General features: G+C 67.6%; 13 protein-coding genes. 6 read left to right on the top strand and 7 right to left on the bottom strand.

Annotated elements, in window-relative coordinates; all coding sequences use genetic code 11:
* Window positions 1–63: 63 nt before the first annotated feature.
* Genes J2X20_RS25540 through J2X20_RS25525 form a run of 4 tightly spaced genes read right to left on the bottom strand, consistent with a single transcriptional unit; the run spans window position 64 to window position 8,523 of the window.
* Window positions 64–1,944 (bottom strand): NPCBM/NEW2 domain-containing protein, encoded by a 1,881-nt coding sequence (locus J2X20_RS25540; protein WP_310271600.1) that lies wholly within the window; start codon window positions 1,942–1,944, stop codon window positions 64–66.
* Complete coding sequence (locus J2X20_RS25535; RefSeq protein ID WP_310271598.1) at window positions 1,941–4,613, bottom strand: alpha-galactosidase; 2,673 nt, start codon at window positions 4,611–4,613, stop codon at window positions 1,941–1,943. The genes J2X20_RS25540 and J2X20_RS25535 overlap by 4 nt, the downstream gene beginning before the upstream one ends.
* Complete coding sequence (locus J2X20_RS25530) at window positions 4,610–5,707, bottom strand: amidohydrolase family protein (RefSeq protein ID WP_310271595.1); 1,098 nt, start codon at window positions 5,705–5,707, stop codon at window positions 4,610–4,612. Before J2X20_RS25530 ends, J2X20_RS25535 begins: the two co-directional genes overlap by 4 nt.
* The gene (locus J2X20_RS25525) at window positions 5,707–8,523 is read right to left on the bottom strand and encodes a TonB-dependent receptor (RefSeq protein WP_310271594.1); all 2,817 of its coding nucleotides are present in this window, start codon (window positions 8,521–8,523) and stop codon (window positions 5,707–5,709) included. The genes J2X20_RS25530 and J2X20_RS25525 overlap by 1 nt, the downstream gene beginning before the upstream one ends.
* A 384-nt stretch (window positions 8,524–8,907) precedes the next feature.
* Between J2X20_RS25525 and J2X20_RS25520 the strand changes: the two genes are divergently transcribed.
* The 6 genes from J2X20_RS25520 to J2X20_RS25495 are packed head-to-tail and all read left to right on the top strand — an operon-like array spanning window position 8,908 to window position 14,592.
* A complete protein-coding gene (locus J2X20_RS25520) occupies window positions 8,908–9,819 on the top strand; it encodes a DMT family transporter (RefSeq protein WP_310271591.1) in 912 nt (303 codons plus the stop codon).
* Window positions 9,816–11,099, top strand: a complete 1,284-nt coding sequence (locus J2X20_RS25515) for a D-tagatose-bisphosphate aldolase, class II, non-catalytic subunit (RefSeq protein WP_310271588.1) — start codon at window positions 9,816–9,818, stop codon at window positions 11,097–11,099. Before J2X20_RS25520 ends, J2X20_RS25515 begins: the two co-directional genes overlap by 4 nt.
* A 2-nt stretch (window positions 11,100–11,101) precedes the next feature.
* Window positions 11,102–12,295 (top strand): SIS domain-containing protein, encoded by a 1,194-nt coding sequence (locus tag J2X20_RS25510; RefSeq protein WP_310271586.1) that lies wholly within the window; start codon window positions 11,102–11,104, stop codon window positions 12,293–12,295.
* Window positions 12,292–13,248 carry an N-acetylglucosamine kinase gene (locus J2X20_RS25505; protein WP_310271583.1) on the top strand — a complete coding sequence of 319 codons (957 nt, stop codon included), beginning with the start codon at window positions 12,292–12,294 and terminating at the stop codon, window positions 13,246–13,248. The genes J2X20_RS25510 and J2X20_RS25505 overlap by 4 nt, the downstream gene beginning before the upstream one ends.
* A 44-nt stretch (window positions 13,249–13,292) precedes the next feature.
* On the top strand, window positions 13,293–14,099 hold the full coding sequence (locus J2X20_RS25500) for a DeoR/GlpR family DNA-binding transcription regulator (RefSeq protein WP_310271579.1): 807 nt from the start codon (window positions 13,293–13,295) through the stop codon (window positions 14,097–14,099).
* Between the two features lie 37 nt (window positions 14,100–14,136).
* Window positions 14,137–14,592 (top strand): DUF3592 domain-containing protein, encoded by a 456-nt coding sequence (locus J2X20_RS25495; protein WP_310271577.1) that lies wholly within the window; start codon window positions 14,137–14,139, stop codon window positions 14,590–14,592.
* A gap of 348 nt (window positions 14,593–14,940) precedes the next feature.
* Here the strand turns inward: J2X20_RS25495 and J2X20_RS25490 are convergent, their stop codons facing one another.
* From J2X20_RS25490 to J2X20_RS25480, 3 genes are read right to left on the bottom strand one after another with little or no spacing between them, the layout of a single operon-like run.
* Window positions 14,941–15,354: a RidA family protein gene (locus J2X20_RS25490; protein WP_310271575.1), complete on the bottom strand. Its 414-nt coding sequence runs from the start codon at window positions 15,352–15,354 to the stop codon at window positions 14,941–14,943.
* Window positions 15,351–15,788, bottom strand: a complete 438-nt coding sequence (locus J2X20_RS25485; RefSeq protein WP_310271572.1) for an acyl-CoA thioesterase — start codon at window positions 15,786–15,788, stop codon at window positions 15,351–15,353. Before J2X20_RS25485 ends, J2X20_RS25490 begins: the two co-directional genes overlap by 4 nt.
* Window positions 15,788–16,489, bottom strand: coding sequence for an ABC transporter ATP-binding protein (locus J2X20_RS25480; RefSeq protein WP_310272557.1), 702 nt, complete (start codon window positions 16,487–16,489; stop codon window positions 15,788–15,790). Before J2X20_RS25480 ends, J2X20_RS25485 begins: the two co-directional genes overlap by 1 nt.
* Window positions 16,490–16,493 lie beyond the last annotated feature (4 nt).

Raw genomic sequence — 16,493 nt, 5'->3', positions numbered from 1 at the left:
GCGCGGCCGGGGCACCGGCGCGACCGGTGCCAAAGGCGATGGATTCGGGTACTGCGGGGGCGGCTACTCGATGCGAGCCTCGCCCCAGGTCACGACGACGGGGCCGGCGGTATCGGCCCCGTGCTGGCGCGCGATCAGCTCGATCAGCCTCACGCCACGCAGGTCGGCGCTGAGTTCGCGCGCCGCCTGGTTGAACTTCATGGGCGCGGTCGCGGCGAGCCGGCGGCCATCGCCCCAGACCTCGAAGCTGACGGCCGCGGTCTTGCCGCGCGTCGAGTCGTCCACGCCGGCGCGAGCGACGAAGCGCTGCGCGCCGGGCGCCACTTGCACCTGCAGACGCGAATCGGCCAGGGCGCCGATGCCATGTCGGAAGGTCTGGCGCTGCACGCTGAGGGCCTGGTCATAAGGCGTTGAATCCGCACGCGGACCGCCCCAGCCCGCATAGGCCGGGCGCGTACCGCCGTTGTCGGTGGTGGACCAGGACGCCAGCGCGCGGTAGCCGATCGGATCCTGCTCCAGCGCACGAATGCCATCTCGCGCCACGTAGACGCTGCCCGGTCGCTCGGAGACAAAGTAGCCGCGCGGCAGCAGGTGCTTGCCGGTGGCGGTGAACAGCAGCGCCTCACGCGGCTTCAACTCGAACTCGCGCTGGCCGGTGAACGCACCCGCATCCGCGCGCGTCCAGGCGTTGCGCAGCGCGACGGGTGCCGTCGCATCCATCTTCAAATGCTCGGCGGTCAAGGTGAACTTGGCGGGCGCATCGGTGCGGTTGAACAGCAGCACCGCCTTGCGACCATCGGCCAGCGTCTTGACGAGGATCTGCCGGTCGCTGTCGGCATAGGCGAGCACCCCCTGGTGGCCGGCCGGGTCCTGGTTGATGGCGACCACTTCGGGCGCCTTCAGGATGTCGATGACCGCGGGCGAGACCTTGGACAGGTCGGTGCCGATCATCAGCGGTGCGGCCGCGATGGCCCACAGGCCCATATGGGTGCGGGCTTCGAGCAGGTGATTGCCATCGAATTCGCCGTTGCCAATCTCCAGCATGTCGGGATCGTTCCAGCGGCCTGGTCCGGCATAGAACTCGCGCGTGGCGACGCTGTCGAAGTTGTGCACCATCTGCGAGAAGCTGTTGGCGATGTCGCGGCTGGTGCGCCACATCGTGCCGGCGTCCTGGCCCCAGCTGCGGACATTGACCGTGCCCCACAGGCAGACCGACAGCACATAGTCGCCGCGCGGGCGCACGTCGTGCAGGGCCTGCTTCAGGCCGACGTAGAGCTGCTTCGTGCCCTCGACGTCGGACTGGTTGATGTTGCCTTCGACGATGGTGGGCTTGTATTCGCGGTACTGGCCCGAGGCCACGTGGGCCCGATCGGGGCCATAGGAAGACAGGCCGCAGCCGTCCACCTTCAGATAGTCGAAGTTCCAGTCGCCGAAGAAGAGCTTCACGTCCTGTTCGACAAAGCCCATCAAGCCCACTTCGCGCTCGGCATGCGTGCCCTCGGGCAGGTTGGGGCTGTCGGCGTCATAGGCCTGGGAGCAGGCATTGCGGCCGATGTCGGTGTAGAGCCCGGCCTTCAGGCCCATGGCGTGGATCTTGTCCGTGAAGGGCCGCAGCGAGGTGTCCTTGCCCTTGGCCGCACTCGGGAAGAGTCCGGTGCGCACCTGCAGGCGGCCGTCGCTCGTGCGGCGCTTCAGCCACCAGCCGTCGTCGACGTTGATGCTGCGATAGCCCGCCTGTGCCAGGCCGGAGTCGACGATGACGCGAGCCGAGTCCAGCACCTTCTGCTCGGTGATGTCGACGCGGAAGGCGTTCCAGCTCGACCAGCCCATGGGCGGCGTCGGCGCGCTGCCCACCGGCTGGTGCAGCCAGCGCCCCGTGGGCTCCAGCGGCTGCTGGGCCTGGGCGGACAGCGCGACGAGAAGGGCGAGGGCAGGCAGTTTCATGCGGCGGGCAGCAGGCGGCCGAAGGCGGTCGGCACGTGGAAGTCGGGCGTGGCGGTCCGGGTCGGGCTCCAGGCGGAATAGACGCGGCCTGCGCCCTGCCCTTCGACGCGGAACAGGTTGAGGCGCCAACCCTCCTCCGCACCGCGCATCGGCACGGCCAGCTCGGCCGTCCAGACCTTCGCTTCGGCATCGATGTGCGCCTTGGCGCGGCTCTCGCTGGCAATGCGCTTCTTGCCGGAAGCCTCGACGGCGATCTCCAGCAGCAGGCCGTTGGGCGACACCTCGACCTCGCGGTAGCTCTTCAGCCCCGCTCGGTCCGGTGCCTGCAGGAAGACCTCGACGACGTCGCGCTCCCACAGCGGCCAGATGTCGGTGGCCGAGCCCGCACGGTCAAACGTGTTCAGCGCCTCGTACTTGCAGATGAAGCGCAGATAGAGCTGGTTCGCGCCGCGCAGCAACTGCACGCGGGTGGACTGCGGGCCGGCGAGCACCCTACCCTGCCAGTCGTGGCGGAAGAAGGTGGTGGGCGCATCGGCCCATTGCGAAGCGAGCGGGAAACCGTCGGCGCCCATGTGCGACACGGGGCCGGCAAAGGCGACGGGCAGGGTATCGGGCAGCACGGGCCGTGCCTCGATCAGCAGGCTGTGGGTGAACCGGACAGGCAGCGTCGGCTTGTCGGCCGAGATCTGGCCCAGTTCCTTGCCCGTCAACACGTCGCGCAAGGTCCAGCGACCGGCCCCGAGGCCACGCAGCGTGACCGGGCCGTCCCAGCGCTCGGCATAGAAGGCGTAATGCAGCGCCCCGCCCTGCTCGATGACATGCGTCTCCGGCTTGTCGAACCCCAGGTCGTAGAGCTCGCCGCGGTAGCGGCCCTCGGCCAGGCGCTGGCGGTTGTAAAGGTCCACCCACTGGCGCCAATGCTGCTCGCGCTCGGGCGTCAGCAAAAAGCTGTCCTTGGGCTTGGGGTCCACCGGCCAGGTGAACTTGGTGGCCACGACAGCACCGATGCCGACGCTGGACGCGAAGTCCTGGCCACCGGTGCTCAGCTCGACATGGTCGCCGGCGTAGGCCGACCAGGGCCCCATCAGCGCCTTCAGCGTCTTGCCCTTGTGGCGCACCTGCCAGCTCGACAGCGGGTCGGACGCCGGCGCCTGGTCCATGAAGGGCATGTTGTGAAAGGCGTAGCCGGTGCCGCAGGGGCAGACTTCGACGACGGCCTCGGGGTTGGCCGCGTGGGCCGCGGCGTGCATGACCTTGTAGAGGTCGGCGAGTTTCTCCACCGCGTCTTCCGGTCGCGCATGCTTGTGCGCCGGGTTGAAGCAGGGCGCCACGCCATTGAGATGCTGGCCGTCGACCTTGAGGCCGTCGAAGCCCCAATCGCCGATGATCTTCTTCACCGTGGCGGCCAGGCGGGCCTGGGTCTTCCCGTAGGCCGGGCAGAGGTAGAAGCTGTTCCACCAGGTCACGTTCTGCACCGCGCCATCCTTGTCCAGCAGCAGCAGATCGGTGTGGTCGTGCAGCTCGTCGCTGCCGGGTGCGACCGCCAGCGGCGCGATCCACAGCCGTGCCTTCATGCCGCGGGCGTGGATGTCGGCCACCAGCGCCTTCATGTCGGCTTCGCCCTGGGGAAACTTGGCGAGGTCGGGCGTCCAGTCGCCCGTCTTCACCTGCCAGCCGTCGTCGAGCACGGCCCACTTGAAGCCCAGGTCCTGCACCTTGGGCAGGGTGGCGCGCACATAGTCGAGTGAGAAGTCGCGCTCATAGCCCCAGGCGCACCACTGTGCCTCGTAGGCGCTCTGCGGCGGCTGCGGTGCGGCCAGGCCCTGGGCAGCCATCAGGCGGCGGTAACGGTCCAGCGGCACGAAGAAGTCGCCGCGGTGCACGGCGAGGAAGGTCGGCAGTGTTTTCAGCGTGGCGCCTGGCGCCAGCGTCTGCGGCTCCTCGCCACGCAGAGAAATGTCGACCTGGTCGCCGCTGGCCTTCACGGGCAGCGCGACGAGCTGCGGTTGAAGGGCCAGGTGGCCGACGGCCAGGCCGACATCCCGTCGCCAGACATCGACGACGGGCGTGCCGCCGCCGTAGTCCGACGCATTCATGCCCATGAAGTTGCGCTGCTCCAAGCTGCGCTTGACGGGCTGCACCCAGTCGCGCCGGTCGGCATGGCTGGCGCCGGAATAGGTCCAGTAGCCGCCGGCATGGCGTGGCGCGGCGGCCAGGCGGTGGGCGGCGTTGACCCAGGCGTCGATGGCGATGGGCTTGTCGCTGGTGTTGACATAGGCGACGTCCAGCAGCGCGACGCCGGAGTGTTCGTCCAGCAGCGTGACGGTGACGCGCTTCTCGATGCCGTCGACGGAGCGCCCGACCAGGCGCAGCGTCTGGGCCGCACCCAAGGGCGTCGCCGCCTTGCCGGGCTCGGCCTTCTGCAGCACGAAGCGGGACAGCGGCCGGCCCTTGACGATCAAATGCTCGCTCGCATCAAAGCCCGTCAGTTCGACCGGCTGCTTGCCCAGCATGCTGACGACGCGGCAGCGCATCTGATCGTCGAACTGCAGCGACAGCGCAGCGTCCTGCACGCGCACATGGCCCTTGCCCTCAGCCTGGGCAAGCGGCAACTGCGTGACCAGAGGCGCCGCGCCCAGCCATTGCAGAAAGGCCCGCCGTGCCGTCATCGCTGGCCATCCCAGGCCGTGGGGAAGGTGCGCTCGGCGTTCCGGTGGTAGAGCTTGTCGACCACTGCACGCGGCAGAGCCAGGCCCTTCACCGGTTGGTCGAGGTCGGCCACTTTGAAGCTGTCCGACGTATTGAAGTAGCGCCAGTGCATGCGCCACACGCCTTCGGCCACCTTGGCCAGCGCGGCACCATCCTGGCCGGGCTCCTGCGACATGTCGCTGCCGTACATGAGGCGGTCCTGGTATTTGATGAAGAAACGGCGCACGCGTTCGCGGTCCTTCTGGCTCTGGTATTGCAGCTGGCCGATGCGCGCGGCCACGTCGACCATGGCACTCGGAAACTTGTCGAGGAAGGCGGCGAGCTCGTCGACATCGCGCTCAAGAGATGCCAGGTGCACACCGATGAAGCGCAGGCCCGGGTGGGCTGCCACCATGCGGTCGCGTGCCGCCATCTGGGCTTCCCAGCTGGGCATCTCGGGGTGCAGAGCCATGTGGTACTGCGGGTGGGCCTTGAAGTACTCGCGGTCATTGTTGACCGTCATCTTGTCCAGCGGCAGCCAGCAGTTGTGGGGCTCGCCCTGGTGGCCGAGCAGCGGGATGCCCTGTTTCGCGAAATCGGCGAACAACGGCGCAAAGCGGGCGTCGTCGATCATGAGCAGCTTGTCGTCGGCGCCCTTCAGGCTCATGCCGATGTTCTTCCACACCTTCACGCCAACGGCGCCGGCCTTCATCGCAGCCGCGATGCGCTGGCGCGTCGCCGGCAGCCATTCCGGCTTGTCGGAACCATCGACCGAGAAGCTGGCCGCCCAGGCCACATCCTGAGGGAACTGCTTCTGCAGCTCGATGGCCACGCGCTGCTGGTCGTCCAGTGGCGGGAAGTCGGGGTAGTCGACGTTGATCGTCAGCACCTTGAAGTTCTGGCGCCTGGCCGCCGCCATGAAGGCCGGCGCCGGGTTGTGCAGATGCATGTGCACGTCCACCTTCACGACGCGGCCGTAGTCCGCCATCGTGTAGGGCTTCGGCTCGGCCGCCGGTCCGGAGGAGAAAAAGGCCGCCCCGGCAAGCAGGGCGGCAACACGGAGGAGAACTTTCATCAGAACTTCAGGCTTGCACCCAAGGTGAACGAACGGCCGTAGCGGTAATAGCCCTGGGGCAGCTTCACGCTGTCATTGCCCAGCGTGTACTCCTGCGTCGCATCGGTCAGGTTGTTGCCTTCGATGCTGATGCGCAGCCACTTGTTGACCTCGTAGGCGATCTGGGCCGTCGCCCAGGTCACGGCCTTGGCGCGCTCGTTGAAGCCGGCACCCAGCACATTGGTGGCGGTGACGAAGGCGTCGGTGTGGTCGGCGGTGGCGCTCATGCTCCAGGGGCCCTTCTCGTACAGCACGCCGAATGACGACGTGGCCGGCGCGATGCCTTCCAGCGCACGCTCCTCGCCGCCCACCCAGCTGCGCGACTTGTTGCGGGTGTACTGGGCCCGCACGCCGAAGCCGTTGTCGAACAGATGCTGCAGGCCGATCTCGAAGCCGCGCGCGGTGGCCTTGTCGCCGTTGATGGGGCGGCTGACGTTGAACAGCCGGCCACCCGGGGCCCCGATGTTCTGGCCGGTCAGGTACTCGCTGGTGATCTGGTTCTTGATGTTCTTCTGGTAGACGGCGAAGTTGAGCGCCGAGTCCTTGGCGTAATACCACTCCAGCGACACATCGGCCTGGCGGGCGCTGTAGGGCTTGAGATTGGCGTTGCCGCCGAAGACCTGCGTGAAGTCGCCCCAGGAGATGCTCTGCGTCGTGCTCGTCGGCGCCAGCTTGTCCACCGACGGCCGCGCCATGGTCTTGGCCGCGCCCAGGCGCAGTTGCAGATCGTTGGTGATCAGCCAGGTGAAGTTGACCGAGGGCAAGGCGAAGTTGTAGCTCGACTCCTGCTGCACGACGGACGGCGGCGCGTAGACGGCCGTGTAGTTGAAGGCGCCGTTCTCGATGATGTCGAGGATCTTGGCGTCCCAGGCCTGGGACGTCGTCTTGGTCTTCACGAAGCGCACGCCGGCGTCCGCATTCCAGCCGTCGCCCGACAGGTCGGCCTGCACGAAGGCGGTCGTCGTCTTCTCCGTCACGCGGTAGCTCTCGAGCGGGTTCCAGGCCGGCGCCGCTTTGCTGAAGTCATAGGTACCGCCCCCCGGGCGCGGCTTGCCGTCGTAGGCCTTCAGCGCCTGCAGGTAGTTGTTGATGTCGAAGCCCAGGAAGCTGCGCGGGAAGTTGCCGCTGACACCGTCCATGAAGCCCGACGGGCTCAGCGTCTGGTTGATGACGTTGCCGCCCAGCGCGCCGACGTTGATGGCGTTGGCGCCCGAGTAGTGGCCATCGCCCGCATTGAAGGCGTTGTTGATGAGATCGCGCGACTTCTTGCGGTGGGTCTCACTCAAGCCGAATTTCAGCTGGTCGATGCTGAAGCGGTCCACCTTCCATTCGAGATTGCCGGTGGCGCCGCTGATCTTGTCGTCGATATTGTCGCCGGCCAGGCTGAAGTAATGGGTGTTGAAGTCCTTGGCCGTGAACAGGCCCTGGGCCAGGCCGGTCTGCAGGTCGCGGCCATCGTTGAAGGTGGTCTTCACGTCGGGCACGGCCGAACCGGTCAGCTGGATGCGCGTGATATTGGGCTGGTTCATGCGCAGCACGACATAGCTGTCCTGCCCGCCGGAGTGGCGCTTGGAGGTGGACTCGTAGATGTCGCCCGTTGCCTTCAGCGTGGGCGACAGCTTCCATTCCGCATTGGCGCCGTACATCGCCGTGTCGACGACGCGGTACTCGGTCTTGTTCAGCAGCTCGGGGTTGAGGGCCAGCTCCGGGTTGGGATTGGCCAACGTGAAGTCGGTCACCACGCCGTTGGTGATCTTCATGTTGGACCAGCGGCCCGGCGCATACAGCGGGTAGAAGGACAGCTGGTAACCCACCTGCGGCGAGTCCAGCCGCGTCTTGAAGCCGTCGACGACGACCTTGAGGTCATTGCTCGGCCGCCACTCCACCTTGCCCGACAGGGCCATGCGCTCCTTCTTCTCCATGATGGTGCCGAAGCGGAACTGGCCCGGGCCGATCAAGCCTTCCTCGTCCGGATCGAGCTGACCGTTGCCGTTGGGGTCGATGGCGCCGCCCCAGGTGTTGCCCCAGGGCCAGAACAGCTCGGGCTTGTTGGGCGCGGGGTTGCGCGACCAACCGCCGTCGTTGCCGGCCGTGTCGGTGCGCACGTCGCGCTTGGCGTAGACGACACCCAGCAACACGCCGACCTGATCGCCGAAGGTATTGCTGTAGGTGCCCGACAGCTTCGTGCCGTTGAGGCTGCTCATCTGGTTGCGGTCGGCCTCCACGCGCAGCAGGCCGCGCTGGCCCTTCTGGTCGAAGGGGCTGGCCGAGCGCAGGTTCACCAGGCCGCCGATGGCGCCTTCGATGAGGGAGGCCTGGGTGGACTTGATGACGTCGGCACCGCTGATGACGTCGGCGGGCAGCACGTCATAGGCGAAGTAGCGGCCGGCGCTGTCGGTGCCCAGCAGGCGGTTGTTGAACGTGGTGATCGTGTACTCGGGGCCGAGGCCGCGGATGCTGACCTTCTGGCCTTCGCCGCCGGCCGTGCGCGAGATGGACACGCCGGTGATGTGGCTCAGCGAGTCGGCCACGTTGTTGTCGGGGAAGCGCCCCAGCTCGGTGGCGCTGATGCTGTCCTGCACGCCGGCAGCGTTGCGCTTCAACGCAAGCGACTTCTGCAGGCTGGCGCGGGTACCGGTCACTTCCACGCGGTCCAGCGTGTTTTCAGGGTCGGTCTTGGCGGCTTCTTGCGCAAAGGCCGGGGCGGCCAGGGCCATCAGGCCGGCCAGCGTCAGCGGGTGCAACGGGAAACAACGGGGTTGCAGGCGAGGACTCATCGAACAGTTCCTTTGATCTTGTGTGTCGGGGCTGCCGTCAGGGCAGCGCGATGTCATCTGCTTTGGATGCCGGGGCAGCTCTCCCCCGGTGCGTGCTGCCGGCTCCTCGGATGCCCTCGAACCGGCTTGCCGCAAGTCTACGAATTCTTTCGTTTGATTTCGTATATGGTTTTCACGGATGTTGAATGCTTTCGTTGAAGCATGCCACGAAAGCCTTCCACGGGGCTGACATAGAGAGTACGACCTGAGCTATATGGAGTTTTGCCCCTCACCTGCGGGATTTGGCATACGAAAGCGTTTCCGCCGTTGTGTTTTCGTTTTTGTTCGTTTATGCTTTCGCTCGAAAGTCGCAAAGACGCTTCCCGACTCCACGAAAGACTTCCGATGCAGAGCACCTGGCTCCTCTACACGCTGATCACGACCCTGCTCTGGGGCGTATGGGGCGCCTTCACCGGCCTGCCCTCCGAGCACGGCTTTCCGGACACGCTGATCTATGTCGTCTGGGCGCTGACGATGGTGGTGCCCGCCGTCATCGTGCTGGCGCGCAACGGCTGGCGCATCGACCGTGACCGCCGCTCCGTCGTGCTCGGCCTGGCCGTGGGCCTGCTGGGCGCCGGCGGCCAGATGCTGCTGTTCCGCGCGGTGCAGTCGGGCCCGGCCTATCTGATCTTCCCCATCGTGTCGCTGTCGCCGGCGCTGACCATCGCGCTGTCCTTCGGCCTGCTGGGCGAGCGCACCGGCAGGCTCGGCGTGGCGGGCATCGTGCTCGCGCTGTGCTCCCTGCCGCTGTTCGACCTGCAGCTCGGCCAGGGCGGCCAGGGCATGGGCTTGTGGTTCGTGCTCGCCCTGCTCGTGCTGGTGGCCTGGGGCCTGCAGGCCTATTTCATCAAGCTGGCCAATGCGGGCAGCAGCGCTGAAAGCATCTTTTTCTACATGGCCGTCGGCGCGGTGGCCTGCGCACCGGTGGCGCTGTGGATGACCGACTTCTCCCAGCCCATCAACTGGGGCTGGAGCGGTCCCGGCCTGTCCGCCGTCATCCAGGTGCTGAACGCCGTCGGCGCGCTGACCCTCGTCTATGCCTTCCGCTACGGCAAGGCCCTGGTCGTCTCGCCCCTCGTCAATGCCGGCGCGCCGCTGCTGACGGCCGTGTTGTCCATGGCCCTCAGCGGTGCTGCGCCCAACGGCTCCAAGCTGGCCGGCGTGGCACTGGCCCTGCTCGCGGCCCTGCTGCTGGCCCTGCAACCCGAAACCCCTTCTTCTTCCTCTTCCCAACCCGTTCAAGGAGACGCCGCATGAAGCTCATGCTCGACCTCGTGCGCCGCCACAAGCAAGCCGCCCATGGTGATGTCGCCATCGGCATTCCCTCGGTCTGTTCCGCCCACCCCGTCGTCATCGCCGCCACGCTGCGTGAATGCGCCGCCCAGGGCCGCCCGGCCCTCATCGAAGCCACGTCCAACCAGGTCAACCAGGACGGCGGCTACACCGGCATGACGCCGCTGGACTTCCGCCGCTATGTGCAGGGCCTGGCCGAGGCCGAAGGCCTGGCGCCCGAGCTGCTGCTGCTCGGCGGCGACCACCTCGGCCCCAACGCCTGGCGCAAGCTGCCGGCCGGCGCGGCCATGGCCAAGGCCGAAGTGATGGTGGCGCAGTACGTGGCCGCGGGCTTCCGCAAGATCCACCTGGACTGCTCCATGAGCTGCGCGGGTGACCCGGTGCCGCTGCCAGAGCCCGAGATCGCCGCCCGCGCCGTGCTGCTGTGCCGCGCGGCCGAGATGGCCTGGCTGCAGTCGCCCGAGCGCGGCGACCCGCCGGTCTATGTCATCGGCACCGAAGTGCCGGTGCCCGGTGGCGCGCATGAAGACCTGGGTGAATTGGAAGTGACTTCGCCCGACGCAGCCGCGTCCACGCTGGAGTTGCACCGGGTCGCCTTCCAGCGCGCCGGCCTGGAGGCTGCCTGGGAGCGCGTCGTCGCCATGGTGGTGCAGCCGGGCGTGGAGTTCGACCATCACAAGGTCATCGACTACCGGCCCGAGAAGGCCCGTGCCTTGAGCGCCTTCATCGAGAGCCAGCCCGGCCTGGTCTTCGAAGCCCACTCGACCGACTACCAGACCCCCGAGCGCCTGGCCCAGCTGGCCCGCGACCACTTCGCCATCCTCAAGGTCGGCCCCGGCGTGACCTTCGCGCTGCGCGAGACGCTGTGGGCCCTGGCCGCCGTCGAGCGCGAGTGGATGGGCGAAGGCGACGGCCTGGTCGACACCGTGCTGGGCGTCATGCGTGCCGAGCCCGAGCACTGGCGCGGCTACTACCAGGACCCGAAGCGGCTTGATGTCGACCTCGCCTACTCCCTGAGCGACCGCATCCGCTACTACTGGGCCCACCCCGCCGTGCGCGAGGCCTGCCGGACCATGCTGGCCCGCCTGGACGCCGCGCCGCCGCCGCTGACCCTGCTCAGCCAGTACCTGCCCCGCCAGTACGAAGCGGTGCGCGACGGCCGAATTTCGACACACACGGACGCCTTGCTGCGAGACGGCACCGTCCAAGCCCTGCGCCCCTATCTGCACGCCTGCGCTGCCTGAACATGACCCTGCTCCACCTCGACCCCACCGACCTCGACCACCGCGGCGCCGCGCACACGGCCCGCGAGATCGCCCATCAGCCGGCTGTCTGGCAGACCGTCTACGAACAGCTGCAAGCCGAGCGCCCCGCCCTCGACGCCTTCCTGGCACCCCTGCTCGCCCTGCCTCAGCTGCGCATCGTGCTGACCGGCGCCGGCAGCTCGTCCTTCATCGGCCAATGCATCGCGCCCGCGCTGCTGCGCCACCTCGGTGCCCATGCCGGCATCCGCATCGAGGCGCTGGCCACGACCGACATCGTCTCCAGCCCCGAGCAATGCCTGCAGCCCGAGGTGCCGACCCTGCTCGTGTCCTTCGCCCGCTCCGGCAACAGCCCCGAAAGCCTGGCCGCCGTGGAACTGGCGGACCGCTTCGTCAAGACCTGCCACCACCTCGTCATCACCTGCGCCGCCGACGGCACGCTGAACCGCCGCATGGCCGGCCAATCGCATGTCCAGGTGCTGCTGCTGCCCGACGAGACCAACGACCGCGGCTTCGCCATGACGTCCAGCTTCACGGGCATGCTGCTGGCCGCGGCCTGGGCCTTCGGCCTGCCGCTGGCGCCCGTGACAGCGCTGGCGCATGCCGCCGCCGCGTTGGTGGAGGCTGAAGCCGACCGCCTCTACGCGCTGACCGACAAGCCCTTCGAACGCGTCGTCTACCTGGGCAGCAACACCCTGCTGGGCCTGGCCCGCGAGGCCGCGCTGAAGCTGCTGGAGCTGACCGACGGCAAGCTCGTCGCCATGGCCGACTCGACGCTGGGCTTCCGCCACGGCCCCAAGACCATCCTCAACGACAGGACCCTGGTCGTCATCGTCCTGTCCAACGACCCCTACACCCGCCAGTACGACCTCGACCTGCTGCACGAACTGCGCAAGCAGGGCCCGGCCCGCGTGCTGGCCTTGAGGACATCCGGCACGCCCTCGCTGAACGGCGCCGAGGCCCCGCATGCCGATGATGTGCACTTGGCCCTGCCCGCCAGCGCGCCCGACCTGGCCCTGGCGCCCGTGGCCCTGGTGTTTGCGCAATGCCTGGCCCTGCTGGCCTCGCTGCAGCTCGGCATCACGCCCGACAACCCCAGCGCCTCGGGCACCGTGACCCGCGTCGTCAGCGGTGTCACCATCCATCCCGTGAACCCCGACGCACAGCAAAACCCATGAGCGGCCTTTTCCTCGGCATCGACGGCGGCGGCACCAAGACCGCCTTCGTCCTCGTGGACGAGATCGGCCGCCTGCTCGCGCGCCATGAGTCGACGACGAGCTACTACATCGAGATCGGCTTCGACGCGCTGCGCGCCTTGCTACGTGATGGCGTGCAGGCCGCGCTGCGCCAGGCCGGCGTGAACGCGAGCGACATCGCCCACACCTTCGCCGGCCTGCCCGCCCATGGCGAGGACAGCGAGCTGTTCGGTACCTTCGATGCGCTGCTGAAAGACGTGGTGCCACGCAGCACCGTCGGCAACGACATGGTCTGCAGCTGGGCCGGGTCCCTGGCCGGTGCCGACGGCATCAGCCTCGTCGCCGGCACCGGCTCCATCGCCTATGGCGAATGGATGGGCCGCGGCGCGCGCTGCGGCGGCTGGGGCGAAGTCTTTGGCGACGAGGGCTCGGCCCACTGGCTGGCCCGCGAGACCCTGGCCCTGTTCTCGCGCATGGCCGACTGCCGCGCCGAGCCCGGTCCCCTGCTCGGCCTGGTGCGCGAACACTTCGCACTCCAACACGACCTCGACCTCTGCGGCGAGATCAACGGCAGTGCCGCGCGCAGCGAGCTGGCCCAGGTGGCCCGCCTGGCCACCGCTGCGGCCAACGCCGGCGACGTGCAGGCCCGCCAGCTGCTCGTGCGTGCCGGCGACGAGCTGGCGGCTCTCGCCGCCGGGGTCGCGCGCAACCTCGGCGTGACTGGCATTCAGGCCGTACCCGTGTCCTACTCCGGCGGCGTGTTCGCAGCCGGCGAGCTGGTGCTGGGGCCCTTGCAGGCCGCGCTGGCGCGGCGCCTGCCGGGCTCGGTGCTGAAGACGCCGCGCTTCGGTCCCGAACTGGGCGCCGCGCTGTATGCCGCCCGCCTGGCCGGCCGGCCGCTGTCGCCGGCGGCGCTGGCCCGGCTCGACGGCTGAGCGGTCGATATCATTCGAAAGTCGGCCCCGCCTTCCCCTCCCGCATGCCCACCTCCGTCTCGTCGTCCGCGAAAACCGAAAGCCCGTTGCTCATCGACGAGCGGCGCCGGCTGATCCGCGAACTGGTGCAGACGCAAGGCCGGGTGACGGTGGACGAACTGGCCGACCGCTTCGGCACCTCGGTCGTCACCATCCGCAGCGACCTCAACGCCCTGGCCTCCACCGGCGCCGTGCTGCGCACCCACGGCGGCGCCCTGGCCCAACGCGACACCGAGGAAGTGCCCATCGGCGTCAAGCAGAAGCTGCGCCATGAGCAGAAGGCCCGCATCGCCGCCGAGGCCGTCAAGCTCATCAAGGACGGCGAAACCATCCTGCTTGATTCGGGCTCCACCACCGAAGAAATCGCCAAGCAGATCCGCGGCCTGCGCCTGACGTCGCTGAACGTCATCACCAACGCGCTGAACATCGCCGCCCTGCTGGCGCCGGTGTCCCACATCAACCTCATCATGCCGGGCGGTCAGTTGCGGCCGAACTCGTTCTCCTTGTCCGGCCCCCAGGCCGTGGCCGCGCTGCAAGGCCTGTATGCCGACCGGCTGTTCCTCGGCGTCGACAGCCTCGACCCCGACATCGGCCTGATGACGCCGCATCTGCTCGAAGCCCAGCTCAACGCCCAGATGATGAAGATCAGCCGCCAGGTCGTCGCCGTGGCGGACGCGTCCAAGCTGATGAAGCGCAACCTGTCCGTCATCGCACCGGTGGAGCAGCTGGACATGCTGATCACCGACAGCGGGGCGGATCAGGCCATCGTGGATCAGTTGCGGGGGCGGGGGATTGAGGTGGTGTTGGCTTAGGCTGCACAGCGCCAGCTAGCAGCATCTCAGTCGATCAATGCTCACTCGCGAGTTTTCCGCGACAACCAATCACCGGATTGGTAAGGGCCTGCTCTGGCTTGCTGCGTGCCTTGCGCTGCTGGCCATGTGGAGGTGGGTCGTGGAAGCACGATTTCTCGAAGCTGCATACCTGAGCTACGGTGAAGTTGTTTCCGTGAACTCGAAACAAGACGACGCCAAGGTTGTCTTCCACGACGCGGCAGGCCATCCCCGCACCGCGTCGCCCTGGGTGAAATCATCCTCACGTAAATATCGTGTAGGTGAACGTATCGCCGTGCTGGTCAACCCAAGTGACCCGACGACAGCAAAGTTCAACGAGCCTATGCAGATTTGGGCAAATACCCATCTGTGCCTCTATCTATCTGGCATCGCAGGAGTGATTGGACTTCTTGTCATCAAGAAGGTCCTAGTGATAGGCCCGCTTCGACAGAAGTCCTTCCGGATTGGCATGTAGGACCGTGAGCTTTTGCTGGAGTCGCTGTCAGTTGGCTGAACAGGCTATGCCAAGTCTGGCACCTTGAGCCACCCCGTCAGGCGGTCCAGGAAACACCGGACCTCAACGCCTGCTCCGCGTTCCGGTAGTAGGCCGCGTTGAGCGGCTACCGCACAAGATCGCCGCGCTTGCGGTCCTCGGCGGTCATCAAGTCCACCAGGCAGCCGATGCCGGCACCAGCCAGCACCAACTGCGATCCCGTCCCCCCGTACGCAAGCATTGACAGCGTGATCTCGCAGCGCTCATCCACTGCACTTCGCAGCGGCTACGGGTCCAGGCTGCGAGGCTAAGCGAAGCCAATCGGCTGATTCAAACGGCCGCGTCCGGCACCACCGCCGTCACCTCAATCTCCACCTTGGCCCTGTCCTCCATCAGCGCCGACACCTGCACGGCGCTCATGGCGATGCCGTAGTCGCGGCCCAGCACCTCGCGATAGGCCTGGCCCACCTCGCGGCCGCGGGCGATGTATTCGCGCTTGTCGATGAGATACCAGGTCATGCGCACGATGTGCTCGGGCGCAGCGCCGGCTTCGGCCAGCACGGCGCGGATGTTGAGCAGGGCCTGGCGCACCTGGGCGATGAAGTCGTCGCTGTCGAACTCGCAGCGCTCGTTCCAGCCGATCTGGCCGGCGACAAAGACCTGGCGGCCGCTTGCGGCAACGCCATTGGCATAACCGCGCGGTTGGGTCCAGCCGGCAGGCTGCAGGATTTGCTTGTTGCTCATGGGGTTGTCTCCTGTTCTTGTGCGGCGAGCGAGCGCTCCAGCGCGGCACGTAGGTCGTCGGGAAAGGCTTGCGGCTTGTGGGTGGCGAGCGAGGTGCAGACCAGCACCTGCGTGAACTCGACGCGCGTACCGTCGTCACCCACGAAGGCGATGTTCAGCTTCAGCGAGCCGCCGCCCAGGCGTTCGATACGGATGGTTTGCTGCAAGCGGTCGCCATGGCGGCTGACACGCAGGAAGCGGGTGTCCAACTGGGCCGTCGGCATGCCGACCCGGCGCTGGCCGATCAGCAGATCAAAGGGCAGGCCCAGGTCGTGGGCGAACCAGTCCTCGATCAGCTCGTTGAGCATCTCGAAATAGCGCGGGTAGAAGACGATGCCGGCCGGATCGCAGTGGCCGAAGCGCACGAGTTGCTCGCGTTGGAATGCGTTGCCCATCAGACCCCCAGATGCTTGTGCCAAAGCTCGGGCTCGGCCGCGAGAGCGGCAGACGAGCCCGCCCAGGCCACGCGGCCGCGCTCGACCACGGTGTGGTGGTCGGCCAGGCGGATCAGCCGCTGCACATATTTGTCGACGACAAGGATGGTCTGGCCCGCAGCGCGCAGCAGGTCCAAACACCGCCAGATCTCCTCGCGCACCAGCGGCGCCAGGCCTTCGGTGGCTTCGTCCAGCACCAGCAGGCGCGGGTTGGTGACGAGAGCCCGGCCGATGGCCAGCATCTGCTGCTCGCCGCCCGACAGCTGCTGGCCCAGGTGGCCGGCGCGTTCGGCCAGGCGGGGGAAGAGGCCGTAGACGCGCTCCACCGTCCACGGCTCGGCTGCGCCGCTGCGGTTGGCGGCGAAGGCGCGCAGATGCTCGTGCACACTGAGGTTGGGGAAGACCTGCCGCCCCTCGGGCACCAGGGCCAGGCCCAGCCGCGCGATGCGGTCGGCCGGCCAGCCGGTGATGTCCTGGCCGCAGAAGACGATGCGGCCGCTGCTGGGCGCCATCCAGCCGCACAGGCAACGCAGCAGCGTGCTCTTGCCCATGCCGTTGCGGCCCAGCAGCGTCGCCACCTCACCGGCCTGCATCGACAGGTCCAGGCCGAACAGTACCTGGCTGGCACCATAGCCGGCCTGCAGGTCCTTGATTTCGAGCAAGGCG

The organism is Roseateles saccharophilus (assembly GCF_031458095.1).
Taxonomy (GTDB): domain Bacteria; phylum Pseudomonadota; class Gammaproteobacteria; order Burkholderiales; family Burkholderiaceae_C; genus Pelomonas; species Pelomonas saccharophila_A.
This window is presented reverse-complemented; position numbering and strand designations above follow the sequence as displayed.

Coding starts and splice junctions, on each gene's coding strand:
- J2X20_RS25510 (WP_310271586.1), top strand. CDS start 11,102: ATGACCCTGCTCCACCTCGACCCCACCGACCTCGACCACCGCGGCGCC.
- J2X20_RS25520 (WP_310271591.1), top strand. CDS start 8,908: ATGCAGAGCACCTGGCTCCTCTACACGCTGATCACGACCCTGCTCTGG.
- J2X20_RS25495 (WP_310271577.1), top strand. CDS start 14,137: ATGCTCACTCGCGAGTTTTCCGCGACAACCAATCACCGGATTGGTAAG.
- J2X20_RS25485 (WP_310271572.1), bottom strand. CDS start 15,788: ATGGGCAACGCATTCCAACGCGAGCAACTCGTGCGCTTCGGCCACTGC.
- J2X20_RS25540 (WP_310271600.1), bottom strand. CDS start 1,944: ATGAAACTGCCTGCCCTCGCCCTTCTCGTCGCGCTGTCCGCCCAGGCC.
- J2X20_RS25530 (WP_310271595.1), bottom strand. CDS start 5,707: ATGAAAGTTCTCCTCCGTGTTGCCGCCCTGCTTGCCGGGGCGGCCTTT.
- J2X20_RS25490 (WP_310271575.1), bottom strand. CDS start 15,354: ATGAGCAACAAGCAAATCCTGCAGCCTGCCGGCTGGACCCAACCGCGC.
- J2X20_RS25500 (WP_310271579.1), top strand. CDS start 13,293: ATGCCCACCTCCGTCTCGTCGTCCGCGAAAACCGAAAGCCCGTTGCTC.
- J2X20_RS25515 (WP_310271588.1), top strand. CDS start 9,816: ATGAAGCTCATGCTCGACCTCGTGCGCCGCCACAAGCAAGCCGCCCAT.
- J2X20_RS25535 (WP_310271598.1), bottom strand. CDS start 4,613: ATGACGGCACGGCGGGCCTTTCTGCAATGGCTGGGCGCGGCGCCTCTG.
- J2X20_RS25525 (WP_310271594.1), bottom strand. CDS start 8,523: ATGAGTCCTCGCCTGCAACCCCGTTGTTTCCCGTTGCACCCGCTGACG.
- J2X20_RS25505 (WP_310271583.1), top strand. CDS start 12,292: ATGAGCGGCCTTTTCCTCGGCATCGACGGCGGCGGCACCAAGACCGCC.